We start from the raw sequence: 13447 nt of genomic DNA on the forward strand, positions 1-13447 counted from the left end.
GCGTCGGCTGTGTGAAAGGTGGCGGGCAGGGGCTTTCGCCCACGAACCTTGTTGAGAAGGCATTCACAAACAGGTTCGTCGATCAATGAAGTCAGGGATCGCTGCCCACCTTGTTGTCATCGAGGCCTCGGGCAAACCAAGGGTAGATCGTGGGGATCACGAGCGAGGTCAGGAGCGTTGAGGTGATCAGACCACCGATCACAACGGTCGCCAGAGGACGCTGCATCTCGGCACCATCACTGGTCGAAAGGGCCATCGGCAAGAACCCAAGGCTGGCCACGAGTGCCGTCATCAAGACTGGACGCAGTCGAACCAGCGCGGTGTCGTGACTGACGTTTTGCAGTGGCATCCCTGATTGGCGGGAATGCTCCGCCGCACTCACCCACACCAAACCATTGAGCACCGCGACGCCAAACAAGGCGATGAACCCGACGCCGGCGGAAATGCTGAACGGCATTTCGCGAAGATACAACGCAATGATTCCGCCGGAAGCCGCCATGGGAACCGCCAGGAAGATCAGCAGCGCCAATCGCATCGAACCAAGGCTGGTGTGCAACAACAGCATGATGATCATCAGCACGATCGGCGTGATGATCGCCAGTCGTTTGCTGGCGGATTGAAGGTTTTCAAAGTCACCGCCCCACCGCACTTCGTATCCTGGAGCGAATTCAACTTGTTCCGCCACGGCGGTTTGGGCTTCGGTGACGAAGGTGGCGACATCGCGTCCCCGAACATTGGCCGAGATGAACGTTCGTCGACGGTTGCCTTCGTGTTCAATGGTGGGCGGGGTTTCTTCCAATCGAATGTCGGTCAGTTCCTTCAGAGGGACCGATTTTCCGTTGGAGTCCGCAACGGGAACTTGCTCGAGCAAGGCGAGGTTTTCTCGCCACCGCTGCGGAACACGAACCATGATCGGGTACCGCGCACGTCCTTCGAAGACTTGACCGACTTGATGTCCCCCCAGTGATGAGACGACGTCCAACACGGTTTGGGCATCAATGCCGTATTGGGCCAGGGCCTGAGGTTTGGTTTTGATCGTCAGGGTGGAAAGGTTGGCTTGGTAGTCTGCTTTGACATCCACCGCACCGGGAATGGAACGCAACACCGCTTCGATTTCCTTGCCTTTCTCACCCAGCACTTCCATGTCATCGCCGTAGAGCAAGACAGCCACATCGGCTTTGACGCCAGCGACCAGTTCGTCGACTCGCATTTCGATCGGTTGAGTGAACCCGAAGGCGACGCCGGGAACGTTCGCATTGAGTTCTTCGGACATCTGTTCAATCAGTTCGTCGCGTGTCTTTTGTTCCGGCCAATCGTGCACCGGTTTCAACAGGACCCAAACATCGGTTTGGTGAACACCCATCACATCGTTGGCGATCTCGGGGCGTCCCGTTTTGGAAAACACCGTTTCCACTTCGGGATACTCTTTGAGGATGTTCTCAATTTGGGTCGACATTTCGATCGAACCTTCCAGTGTCGCACTTGGCAACCGCAAGGCTTCGACCAGCAGGTCGCCCTCTTCCAATCGAGGCATGAATTCTGCCCCCAAGTGTCGACCCATTGGCAGACTGAGTGCGAACACGGTCAATGCGATGGAAACGGTCACAAAAGGATGCTTGATCGCTCGTGTGACCAACGGTTCGTAAAAGAATTTGACGATTCGCACCAACAGGACATCTTCTTCCTTCATCTTCTTGGGCAAAAAGATGGAGGCCATGGCGGGCATGAATGACAGAGACAGGATCATCGAACCGCCCAGTGCGAACAGCACTGTCAGAGCCATCGGGCGAAACAGTTTGCCCTCGGTGCCCTCCAGCAACAGGATCGGCAGGAACACCACGGCAATGATCAGTTCGCCAAACATCGTCGGCTTGCGAACTTCGACGGCTGCGTCGCGAATCACGTCTTCGTGTTTGGCATCGCCGTTGTCGTGGGAGAGTTTGCGGATGCAGTTCTCGACCATGATCACGCTGCTGTCGACGATCAGTCCAAAGTCGATCGCACCCAGGCTCATCAAACTGGCCGTGACGCCGGTGTAGGCCATGACGTTGGTGGCGAACAGCATGGACAAGGGGATCGCGAGCGCCACGATGATCCCGGCTCTCAGGTTGCCGAGCATCAACAGCAGCACGACAATCACCAACATGCCGCCTTCGGTCAGGTTGGTCAGCACCGTTTTGAGCGTGCGGCCGATCAGAGCGGCACGGTCATAGGTGACCTCGAGACGCACTCCCTGGGGCAATGTGACTTCGATCTCTTGCAGGCGTTCTTTAGCGAGTTCCACCACTTCGCGTGAGTTTTCGCCAATCAACATCATCACCAAACCCGTCACCACTTCGCCACGTCCATCGCGAGTCACGGCACCTTGCCGCGTCATCGGCTCGATGCTGACTTTCGCGATGTCACCGAGCAGAATGGGGTTCCCGTCCGGTTCCCGACGAATGACCACGCTTTCAATGTCAGCTTCGTTTTCCAGCAGCGAGACACCGCGAATGAAGCGTTGTTCGCCGTGATGGATGACGTAGCCGCCGCCCGAGGTGTTGTTGTTGGCTTGCAATCGTTGGAAGAGCAACTCCATCGGGATCCCATAGCTGGTCATTCGATCGGGATCAGGCTGGACTTCGAATGTTTTGTAGTAACCCCCGTGTGTGTTGATCTCCGTGACACCGGGAACCTGACGCAGTTTGGGGGAAATCTCCCATTCCAACATCGTCCGCAGTTCCATCGGTGAGTGGCGGTCGCTGCGAACTTCAAACTGCAAGATTTCGCCGAGCGCCGTCGTCAGGGGACCAACCGTTGGTGTGCCGTACCCGGGCGGAATGTCGGCGGCGGCATCGCCGAGTCGTTCTGTCACGAGTTGGCGAGCGTGGTAGATATCGGTTCCTTCTTGGAACACGATCGTGACGACGGAAATTCCGAATTTGGAAACGCTGCGGAGTTCTTCCACGTCGGGCAGCCCGCCCATCGTGTTTTCAACCGGATAAGTGACGTAGCGTTCCACTTCGACGGGAGACAAGGAACCTGCGTCGGTCACGACTTGAACTTGCACGTTGGTCATGTCGGGGACGGCATCGATTGGCAGATGCAAAGCCGAGTACAAACCCGCGACCGCCATCAGCATCGTCAGGATGATGACGAGCCCACGATTGAGGAGCGAGAGTTCAATGATCTTCGTGAGCATGATGAAGTCGTTCGAGTTGCTGAGACGCTGAATGGACTTTTAGCGCCGTGGAGTGAGAGGACGGGGAGTGAGGGAAAGGAGCGGGCGAGCAAAATCGCTATTCGCCTTCCCCTTGGAGTAGCAACTCCGACTTCAACAGAAAGGCGCCTTTGGTGACCACCGACTGGCCTCGCGACAATCCTGCTGTGACCTCCACCCAATCATCGGAAGCTTGTCCCGTGGAAACGTTTACTCGTTGGAAAGATCCGTTGCCCAGATCAAGGAAGACGAACTGTTCGTTCTCGTGTTGGAGAAGCGATTCCGGTTTGATTGACAGCGCTTGACGCAGTTCGCCAATTGGGACGGTGACTCGAACGAACATGCCCGGACGCAACAAGCCTTCGTTGTTTTCAATGCGTGCGATCAGTGGGACGGAATTGGTGTCGGCTTGGACTTCGCGTCCGAAGTACCTCACCTTGGCAGGGAAGACGCGTTGATCCAGCGCGGGCACCATGACCGACACTTCCGCACCAGGTTGCAAATTCACAACCGACCAATCGCTTTCTCGGATGCTGGCTTCAACGGAAAGTGAGTCGGTGTTGGCAAGCACAATCAGGGCATCACCTCGCATCACGCGTTCGTTGTTGGCAAAGCCTTGTGACTCGACGCTGCCGCCGAATGGCGCTCGGACTTCCAATCGCGAAAGGGCTTCTTCGTTGCTGAGGTTGACTGTGTTTTTGTCTTCCTTGTATCCCAGCAGCGTTTCCAACGATTGCCAAGCCAGGTTGAGTTGTCGATTCGCTTCGGCCACATTGGCCTCCGCTTTCATTTGGGATTGCTCGATCTCGAACGAGGCTTGATCGCGAGCGGTTCGGAATGCGGTCTCGGCAAGCTGGCGTTCACCCTCTCGTTCTCGAACCGTCCGACCGGAAACAGAACCCGAGGCGACCAACGGGCGAAGTTTGGCGAGCAGTTCGTCGGCCAGCAACATTTTGGAATAGGCCGACAAGATGTCTTGGCGATACACCCCGAGGGCACGATTGGAGAACGCCGTCTCGATCGCATCGACGGACTGGCCTTGATCGAGCATGTTGGAGACTTGTTGCAGATTCTTTGCCAGCGTCAGTTCACGCTGCAGGATCTGCTCGGCGATGTCACGCTCTTTCTTCCGCTTCAAGATTTCGGCACGTGCCTGACCGATTTCGGGGCTGCGAAGCACCGCGATCAGATCGCCGGCATTCACGTGATCTCCGGGGGTCACGACCAGCTCGGCCAAGATGCCGTCCATCGGTGCCTTCACATCGACATGCTTGGTTTGGTCGTACCGCAGTCGACCCGGCACGGTGTGAACATGTTGGATGTTCTGAGGCTGTGCAGGGATGCTCTTGATCTTTGCGACCTTGAGTTTGCCCTCGGGCAAGTTCAGGGTGTCACTGGACACGGGTTCTTGGGCGGTCTCCACCATCGCTTCGGTGCTGCTGCCACCCGAGTTGATTTGGTGCATCACCATCCAACCGCCACCCATCACCACCAGAACCAACAGGGTTGGCAGGCCCTTCAGTGCCGACGCGACCATGCCTGTCTTGGTACCGGTGAGATCCGCAGCGGGTTCTCCGGCCGAGGAAGGGGACGTCGAAGTGTTGGTGACTGTCATCGGTTTGCAATTGGAAGTTGGTGGGGAGCGATGGGCGTCCGTCCTGATTCGTACGAGTGGTTAGCACGGTCCGTGCCAACGCTTGAAAAGAGCCGTTTTTCCAGTGTTGCAGCCATTTTTGGAGGTGAGTGGGTGAGACGACACCTTGGCAACGGAAAGACATTCACCACGTCGGTGGACAGATTCTGTCCACTCCCCGTTGCCCAGGAACGGCGGCCGAAGAGACGATCTTGGACCGGCATCGATGACGAGGCTGCCGAACGCTTCCAGCGAAAATCGGAAGAAAACATGTGTTGACACATCGTGAGGTGACGATATGATGATTGAACACCTGATGGAGAAACCATGGCAATCAAAACAACCAAGCCGAAGACTTCCGAAACGCTGAGCAAGCCGCCCGGCCAAGTCGGGGATTTTGCGGACGCGGCGGAATGCTTGAGGACGTTGGCTCACCCTGTCCGACTGCGGATCGTGCAGCTTTTGCAGCACGGTCGCTACACAGTGGGTGAATTGGCCGCGGATTGTGGCATTCAAGACAACGTGGGATCGGAGCATCTCCGGTTGTTGCAACGCTGTGGCTTTTTAACCAGCCAACGCGAAGGGCGACGGGTTTACTACAGCGTCGCCGAGCCTCACCTGGAGCAATTGATGGCTTGCATTGAGGGACGTTTCCTGCCTTCTGATGAGACCGATCAGTGAACCATTCACGGTCCCAGACCGTTTTTTTGCGACGATACCTCGTCGAATAGAGACATTACGAACTAAAGAACTTTCAAGCATTTCAACGCAACGAGCAGAAGGAGTTTCTGATGCAAACCATTGATGTGAAACAACTCGCCGACAAACAGGCCAACGGCGCCATTGAGCTGATCGACGTTCGGATGCCGACCGAATACCGCGAGGTCCATGTCGAAGGCGCGGTCAACGTGCCGCTCGATTCACTCGACCCCAAGGCGGTGTCTGAGTCACTCAGAAGCGACTCGGAAAAAGCGATCTATGTCATTTGCCGCAGTGGCAATCGATCCAGCAAAGCGGTCCAGAAGTTCTTGGACGCTGGCATCGAAAACATCGTGAACGTGGAAGGCGGGACGACGGCTTGGGTGCAAGCTGGATTGCCAGCGGTGCGTGGCAAAAAGGCGATCTCGCTGGACCGTCAAGTCCGTATCTTGGCCGGGTTTCTGGCGCTGCTGGGGGCGGTGCTCGGCTACTTCGTGCATCCGTACTTCGTTGGGATTTCTGCCTTCATCGGTGCTGGGCTGATGTTTGCTGGGATCACTGACACATGCGGCATGGGCATGATGCTTTCCAAGATGCCCTGGAATCGTTGTGGAGTATCGGGGTCATGTTCGGTCTAGCCATTCTTTTCGGCTGCATCGTTGGCTTTGCACTGGGGTTGACCGGTGGGGGCGGCGGAGTCTTTGCAGTGCCCTTGCTGGTCTACGGATTGGCAGTTGCCCCGCGAGAGGCCGTCGGGATTTCCCTGGCTTCCGTGGGCGGGACGGCTTTGTTCGGTGCGGTGCCGCGGTTGGTGCGAGGGGAAGTGGAATTGCGAACGGGGTTGCTCTTCGCGGTGGCTGGCATGATCGGCGCACCGTTGGGGTCCTATCTCTCGACGCTGATCCCCGAGCAAGTGCTGCTGGTGATGTTTGCGGTGTTGATGTTGGTCGTCGCTCAGCGGATGTGGGCCAAGACCAAGAACCCCAGGTTGCCGAGTGGTGTTTGCAACACGGAGACGCTGCCGGGCCGTGATCGCAGCGCCTGTCAGCGGGACGAAGACGGGAAGCTGCGTTTGACTTCCAAGTGTGCAAGGTTGCTGATTTTGGTCGGGCTGATGACGGGTGTGTTGTCAGGCATGTTCGGCGTCGGAGGTGGCTTCGTCATCGTTCCCGCACTGGTGTTGTTCAGTGGGATGGCCATTCATCAAGCGGTTGCGACGTCTTTGTTTGTGATCGTGTTGGTCAGTGTCAGTGGCGTGGCGTCGCATCTGGCCAACGGAAATGAATTGTCTTTGGAAACAACGCTGCAATTCCTGGTGGGAGGTTTTGCAGGGATGTGGTTGGGCGGGATTGTCGCCAAGCGATTGAAGGGGCCCACACTACAAAAAACGTTTGCTGTGGCCGTCGTCCTGGTCGCCACGTTTGTCATTTTTAAGTCACTGGTTTTATAAAGCTCGTTCACTTTCACAGGGGAATCGAATCATGTTGCTCAAATACTTTTACGATCAAAAGCTGGCCCACGCTTCCTACTTGGTTGGGTGTCAGAGAGCCCAGGAAGCTCTCGTCGTCGATCCGGGACGCGACATTGACCAGTACCTCGAAATGGCGGATCGCGAAGGGCTGAAAATCACCGCCGTCGCGGAGACGCACATTCATGCGGACTATGTTTCCGGGGCACGGGAACTGGCCGACCGCGTGGGTGCCAAGCTGTATGTCTCGGATGAGGGACCAGCCGATTGGAAGTACCTGTATCTTGAACCATACGATCACCAACTCCTTCATGACGGTGATCACTTCATGCTTGGCAAGATCAAATTCGATGTCTTGCACACGCCGGGACACACGCCTGAGAGCATTTCGTTTGTGCTGACGGATGAAGGCGGTGGGGCAGACGAACCCATGGGCATCTTCACCGGTGACTTTGTCTTCGTTGGTTCCATCGGGCGTCCGGATTTGCTGGAAGAAGCCGCCGGAATCGCGGGCACCGCCGAACCAGGGGCTCGTGATTTGTTCCGTTCGGCAGAGCGTTTCAAATCCATGCCCGACTACTTGCAAGTCTGGCCCGCTCACGGTGCGGGAAGTGCCTGCGGCAAGGGCCTGGGGGCGATCCCGTCATCGACTGTTGGTTATGAAAAACGGTTCAATCCAGCATTGCAGTTCACGGAGGAGGAAGAATTTGTCCGGTACATCTTGGCGGATCAACCGGAGGCCCCGAAGTACTTCGCGGTCATGAAACGAGTCAACAAGGAAGGGCCCAGGGTTTTGGGCGCCGGGCATCATCATGCGATGCTGGATGTGGCCAAGTTGTCGTCGGCGATCAAGGACGGAACCGTTGTCGACCTGACACCCTCCGCCGACTTTGCTCGGGGGCACGTTCCCGGTTCGATCAACATCCCACTCGGCATGTTAGCGGCATGGGCTGGGTGGTTGGTCGACTACGACAAGCCAACTCATTTGATTTGCAAACCTGATCAACTCGAAGAAGCCGCTCGAGTTCTGCACAAGATCGGTGTCGAGGAGATCGTCGGTGGCTTTGGCGCGAATGAGGTGCGTGCCGCTGGAATGGCCAGTGAAGTTTATGCCACGGGGACTCCCGCGGATTTGTCGACGGCCATTGAGGCTGGCGAGGTGAAACTGATTGACGTTCGCTCCAACGACGAGTGGAACGAGGGGCATATTGAGCAAGCAGAGCATCGTTTCCTTGGGCGGTTGCCCGACAACCTCAGTGACCTTTCTGGGGACCAAAAGATTGTGGTGCAGTGCCGCAGTGGTGCTCGGTCGGCCATCGGCGTCAGTGTCTTGCAGGCCGCCGGAATCAAAAACGTGGTCAACCTGACGGGCGGCTACATGGCTTGGAAATCGGCTGATCTTCCGAGCGTGAAATCGGAGGAAATGGTGACCGGGTAAGCGAGCCATCCCAGTTTCCGAAAACGTTCCCCGAAACACCCCACTTCATCCAATGAACACAACTCTTCAACACCCCTCTCTGGTCGATCGATTGAACGATCCTGCGACCGCTGAAGTTTTGCACCGTTTGCTCGACCACGCGGAATCGTTGGATCAAGTTCTGCAGGTCGCGGGCGATCTTCCAAACTTGCTGGCCATCGCGGTGGATTTCTTCGACGCGATCAGCCGCAAGGCGTCGCAGGAAGGCATCGACATCGAACACCGAGCGACTCAGCTAGTGAAGTTGGTCGTTCAGGTGACTGAACCGAGCAACATGCAGGCGATCGAGCGACTGGTTGCCCGCCTACCGAAGTTGGAAGAGGGGAGTGCTCTTCTGGATGAAGTGCCGAATTTGATTGCGACCGCCATGGACGTGTTCGATGAATACGCCAGCGATTTGAAGTCGGAAGGCATCGATTTGGAACAGAGCGTTCGGCAGGGATTGCACGCCGCACTGTACTTGGGGAGTCGGATCAACGAAGAGGAACTCGATCGAATCGGTTTCTTGCTCAAGTCCGATGTCCTGAACGAACATTCGGTCGAAACCGTCGGCATGGCTGGTTCTGCCCTGTCGAGTTGTCGACGCGGAAGTTGCGAGCATCCCGTTCCCAAGCGAGTCGGGCTGTTTGGATTGCTGAACTCGATTCGCGATCCCAATACCCAGCGAGCATTGTCGTTCGGTTTGCAATTTGCCAAGTGCTTCGGCGGTGTCTTGGATGAAACAAGCCAAGCCAAGGAAACGCCTTCCCCTGAGATCACTTCCAACACTCAAAACAGAGGTCATTGAAATGGCACATCATCAAGTTCTTATCGTCGGCGGGGGAACCGCTGGTATCACCGTCGCCGCTCGATTGCGGAACGCCGATTCATCGCTCGACATCGCCATCATTGAACCGTCTGACAAACACTACTATCAACCGCTTTGGACTTTGGTGGGTGGCGGGGTTTTTGAGCCGGAAGAATCAGGCCGGGAGGAAGCGGATTTGATCCCGTACGGGGTTCAGTGGATCAAGGACCGCGTCGATTCGTTCGATCCAAACACAAACAGCTTGACGACGCGTGAGAGCGGGACGATTACCTACGATTACCTGATTGTTGCACCGGGCATCCAAATCAACTGGGATCAAGTGAAAGGGTTGAAAGAGTCGGTTGGCAAAGATGGAGTTTGCAGCAACTATTCCATCGACACGGTTGCCAGCACTTGGAAGTTCGTACGCGAACTGAAACAAGGCGTGGCTCTGTTCACGCAGCCCGCCGGTGCGGTCAAGTGTGGCGGCGCACCGCAAAAGATCTGTTACTTGGCCGAAGATCATTTTCGCCGCAGCGGTGTTCGTGATCAGATCGAAGTCATCTTCACCTTGGCGGGACCGCGTCTGTTTGCGGTCGATCGCTACCGCGAGGTGCTTGAGAAGGTTGCCCAGCGGAAAGGCGTCGAACCACGTTTTCGTCATAACTTGGTCGAGATCCGCTCCGCTTCCAAGGAGGCCATCTATCGGCACATGGATACCGACGAGGAAATTGTCATCAAGTACGACATGATCCATGTGACGCCCCCGATGAGCGCACCGGATTTTGTCTCCAGCAGCGAACTGGCCGGCGAAGGCGGATGGGTTGATGTCGACAAGCACACGCTTCAGCACACTCGTTTCGCGAATGTTTATGCGTTGGGCGATGCGTCCAGTCTGCCAACGTCCAAAACCGGTGCGGCGATTCGCAAGCAGGCACCGGTCTTGGTTGCCAATCTGCTGGCAGCGATGAAACATCAGCCAGCACCGGCGAGCTATGACGGCTACACCTCGTGCCCCGTGGTGACCGGGTACGACTCGTTGGTGCTGGCTGAGTTTGACTACAGCGGGCAACCTGCCGAAACGTTTCCGTTTGACCAGGCCAAAGAAAGATTCAGCATGTTCATGCTCAAGAAGTTTGGGCTGCCGGCACTCTACTGGCACGGCATGTTGCGTGGCCGCGTCTAAATCCCAACCCGTTTTCCTCTTGTCAACGATCCGCTCGTGTGACGTGCGGCCTCAAACAATGAACGTCTCTCAAAGATTCAAACTATGGCACTGCATCCTCGTCTCGTTGTTGCTCTGCAACTCGCGGGTGGATGCCCAGGACTTTGTCCCCCTGCCCACGACCACTGCCCAAGCGGGTGACACACCTGAGAAAATCGAGTTGGGAAAGAAGTTGTTCTTCGATCCGCGGCTATCCGCGACGGGAACCGTGTCGTGCAACAGTTGCCACAACTTGATGGAGGGGGGCGACGATGGGCGTCCCACTTCCATGGGCGTCGATGGATTGACCGGACCGCGAAACGCTCCGACCGTATGGAACTCTGTGTTTCAATCGTCCCAGTTCTGGGACGGTCGCGCCGCAACGCTGGCTGAACAAGCCATGGGGCCGATGGTCGCGGATGTTGAAATGGGGATGACGGGTCACGATCAAGTGATCCGTCGGATCAAGAACATTCCTGACTATGCCGACGAGTTCGAAAGAATCTTTGGCCAGACCGGAGCAATCACGATCGAAAATGCGGTGGATGCCATCGCCGCGTTTGAACGCACGTTGATCACGCCGGATTCCGATTTCGATCGCTTTCTGGCAGGAGATCAGTCCGCGATCAGTGCCAAAGCGATCCGCGGCATGGAATTGTTTGAGTCCATTGGTTGCACGGAGTGCCATTCGGGACCGGCGCTGAACAACTGGACGGGACCCGACGATGTTGCCGAGTTCGTCGATTTTCCTCGCGATGCCGATTCGCCACTCGTGGATCGCTATGATCTTGTGAGCGACCTGGGACGACAACAGGTGACGGGCGATGAAAGCGACGCTCATCTCTTTAAAGTACCAGTGCTGCGAAACATCACGTTGACGGCTCCTTACATGCACAATGGAAAGGTGCCCTCGCTGGCGGAAGCTTGCCGAGTGATGGCGAGCACCCAACTGGATGAAGACCTGGCAGATGAAGAGGTTTCTGAACTGATCGCATTCCTGTCCACCTTGGAAGGTCGGTTCCCCGAAATCACGCTGCCGAGACTTCCTTCCCGCTCCGGCGAATCGGTGATTGATCCAATTCCCACGCCAGACAACGAACCTCATCAAAACTGAGATGACTTGAAGGACGCAAACGTTTTGTGTCATTGAATTTCTCGACGAATACCAATCCTTTCGCCCCGGTGCTCCTATGAAACGCTTCATCCATCTGTTCGTCGTTGGTTGCCTGGGGGCCATGTTGGCGGGGCCCGTGTGGTCACAAAACGGTCCCGGCAACGGAAACGGTCCTGGGATGGGCCGCGGCCAAGGTCAAGGCCAAGGAATGGGGCGCGGTCGCGGGATGGGCCGAGGGATGGGCCGCGGCTTGGGGGCTGGTCGGCAAGCGAGCGAAAACGGGCCGGCTTCTGGGCACGATGAACAAGCCGGGGGTCAGCACGGGCACGATGATCGACACGATGCGGATCGTGAAGTCTTTCAGTCATTGTTGCAAAACCACGAACAGATCACTCGGACAGTCAAAGAACTGCCCAATGGTGTCGAAACATTGACTGAGTCCAATGTGCCGGAGATCGCGGACAAAATCAAAGAACACGTGGAGTGGATGGAGTACCGGATCGAAAACACGAATCCGATTCGCATGCGGGACCCGTTGTTTGCTGAGATCTTCCGACACACCGACAAGATCAAAATGGTCCACGAGGACACTGAAAAGGGAGTGAAAGTGACCGAAACGTCGGACGACCCCTATGTTGCGAAGTTGATCCAGGCTCACGCGAAAACGGTGTCGGGATTTGTCGAGCATGGCTTTGCGGAAGCGATGAAGAACCACGCGGTGCCAACGGATGCTCCAGCCAAGAAGCTCACGCCAACCTATCCCGTGATCGAGGGGCATGGGTCGGTGGTGCAGTTGCCGAATGCTGCGATGCAGCCTCGAAGCGGCACGAAGTTGTTGGTCGATGTCACTCGTGGTGGTGACCCCGCGAAACTGAACACTGCAATCGAAAACGTTGCCAAGTACTTGAACATCTACGCTGGCGGCGGTGCCAAGCCCGCGGACGCGAAGATTGCGATTGTCTTTCACGGAGGTGCGACGCTCGCAGTGCTGAATCCCGAGGCCTATGCAAAACGGTTCGGGACATCGGAGAATCCAAATCTGAATCTGCTGAAGCAACTGCATGAAGCGGACGTGGAAATGTACGTCTGCGGCCAGTCACTGACTTCCCTGGGAGGCGATCCCAAGGATGTGGTGGTGTTCGTGGAGACGGCCGTTTCCGCCCTGACCGCTGTTGTCAATTTGCAAGCCGACGGCCACGCCTATCTACCACTGGGGAATTGAGATGAGAATTCAATGGACCGCATCAGCCGGGATCCTGGCGATCGCAGGAACGTTTCTGCTGGTGAACCTGGGGTGTCAAAAGAGTGCGCCACCGGTGACAGAGGATGTCTCCGAACAAGACGCTTCCGCTGTGTCGATCGTGGAAGGCGAAACACCTTCCGAGGAACAGAAGCAAGCGATGCTGCAGGCCAAGGACGCGTTGTTTCAGAAACTGTCAGGTCGATTGATGGAAGCCATGGGCTCCCAAGGGCCGGCGGGTGCCATCGCTGTGTGCCAAAAGGAAGCCAACCAAATCGCGACGGAAGTCGGTGTCCAACACGGCGTGAAAATTGGACGAACCGGGGTCCGGCTGAGGAATACGGACAACCTGCCCCCGTCGTGGGCGAAATCCATGACCGAAGCGAAGGTCAGCACGCCTCAGTTTGTGTCGCTGACCAACGGCCACGCGGCGGCGTTGTTGCCGATTCAATTGCAATCGCAATGTTTGATGTGTCATGGACCCACGGAACAGATTGCTCCTGTGATCAGCGACCAACTCACCAAACTCTATCCCAACGACCAAGCCACCGGATTTCGCGAAGGTGAATTGCGAGGTTGGTTTTGGGTCGAAACGCCTGCCATTTGATGATCCATTCCGTTCTCGT

Annotated in this window: 11 protein-coding genes; 9 read left to right on the forward strand and 2 right to left on the reverse strand. The window is 56.5% G+C overall.

The features are described 5' to 3' along the window. Nucleotides 1–91: 91 nt before the first annotated feature. Together UH5x_RS19455 and UH5x_RS19460 are read right to left on the reverse strand one after the other, a co-directional pair. Complete coding sequence (locus UH5x_RS19455) at nucleotides 92–3181, reverse strand: efflux RND transporter permease subunit (protein ID WP_482633390.1); 3090 nt, start codon at nucleotides 3179–3181, stop codon at nucleotides 92–94. A gap of 97 nt (nucleotides 3182–3278) precedes the next feature. Further along, nucleotides 3279–4814, reverse strand: a complete 1536-nt coding sequence (locus UH5x_RS19460; RefSeq protein WP_047812633.1) for an efflux RND transporter periplasmic adaptor subunit — start codon at nucleotides 4812–4814, stop codon at nucleotides 3279–3281. Nucleotides 4815–5159: 345 nt separating this feature from the next. On the opposite strand from UH5x_RS19460, the gene UH5x_RS19465 reads away from it, so the two are divergent. The 9 genes from UH5x_RS19465 to UH5x_RS19505 all read left to right on the forward strand — a co-directional run bounded on the left by UH5x_RS19465 (nucleotide 5160) and on the right by UH5x_RS19505 (nucleotide 13428). Next, on the forward strand, nucleotides 5160–5513 hold the full coding sequence (locus tag UH5x_RS19465; RefSeq protein ID WP_047812634.1) for an ArsR/SmtB family transcription factor: 354 nt from the start codon (nucleotides 5160–5162) through the stop codon (nucleotides 5511–5513). 110 nt (nucleotides 5514–5623) lie between these two features. Further along, nucleotides 5624–6169: a rhodanese-like domain-containing protein gene (locus UH5x_RS19470; protein WP_047812635.1), complete on the forward strand. Its 546-nt coding sequence runs from the start codon at nucleotides 5624–5626 to the stop codon at nucleotides 6167–6169. Further along, nucleotides 6157–6981, forward strand: coding sequence for a sulfite exporter TauE/SafE family protein (locus UH5x_RS19475; RefSeq protein WP_047812636.1), 825 nt, complete (start codon nucleotides 6157–6159; stop codon nucleotides 6979–6981). Before UH5x_RS19470 ends, UH5x_RS19475 begins: the two co-directional genes overlap by 13 nt. A gap of 31 nt (nucleotides 6982–7012) precedes the next feature. Then, entirely contained in the window at nucleotides 7013–8437 is a 1425-nt protein-coding gene (locus tag UH5x_RS19480) for an MBL fold metallo-hydrolase (protein WP_482633391.1), read from the forward strand. Between the two features lie 52 nt (nucleotides 8438–8489). Next, nucleotides 8490–9263: a helical membrane plugin domain-containing protein gene (locus UH5x_RS19485; RefSeq protein WP_482633392.1), complete on the forward strand. Its 774-nt coding sequence runs from the start codon at nucleotides 8490–8492 to the stop codon at nucleotides 9261–9263. Between the two features lies 1 nt (nucleotide 9264). After that, entirely contained in the window at nucleotides 9265–10449 is a 1185-nt protein-coding gene (locus tag UH5x_RS19490; RefSeq protein ID WP_047812639.1) for an NAD(P)/FAD-dependent oxidoreductase, read from the forward strand. Between the two features lie 58 nt (nucleotides 10450–10507). Then, entirely contained in the window at nucleotides 10508–11581 is a 1074-nt protein-coding gene (locus tag UH5x_RS19495; RefSeq protein WP_482633393.1) for a cytochrome-c peroxidase, read from the forward strand. A gap of 76 nt (nucleotides 11582–11657) precedes the next feature. Continuing rightward, entirely contained in the window at nucleotides 11658–12803 is a 1146-nt protein-coding gene (locus UH5x_RS19500) for a DsrE family protein (RefSeq protein WP_482633394.1), read from the forward strand. A 1-nt stretch (nucleotide 12804) separates the two neighbouring features. Then, nucleotides 12805–13428 (forward strand): c-type heme family protein, encoded by a 624-nt coding sequence (locus UH5x_RS19505; RefSeq protein WP_482633395.1) that lies wholly within the window; start codon nucleotides 12805–12807, stop codon nucleotides 13426–13428. Nucleotides 13429–13447 lie beyond the last annotated feature (19 nt).

The organism is Rhodopirellula sp. UH5 (assembly GCF_056839225.1).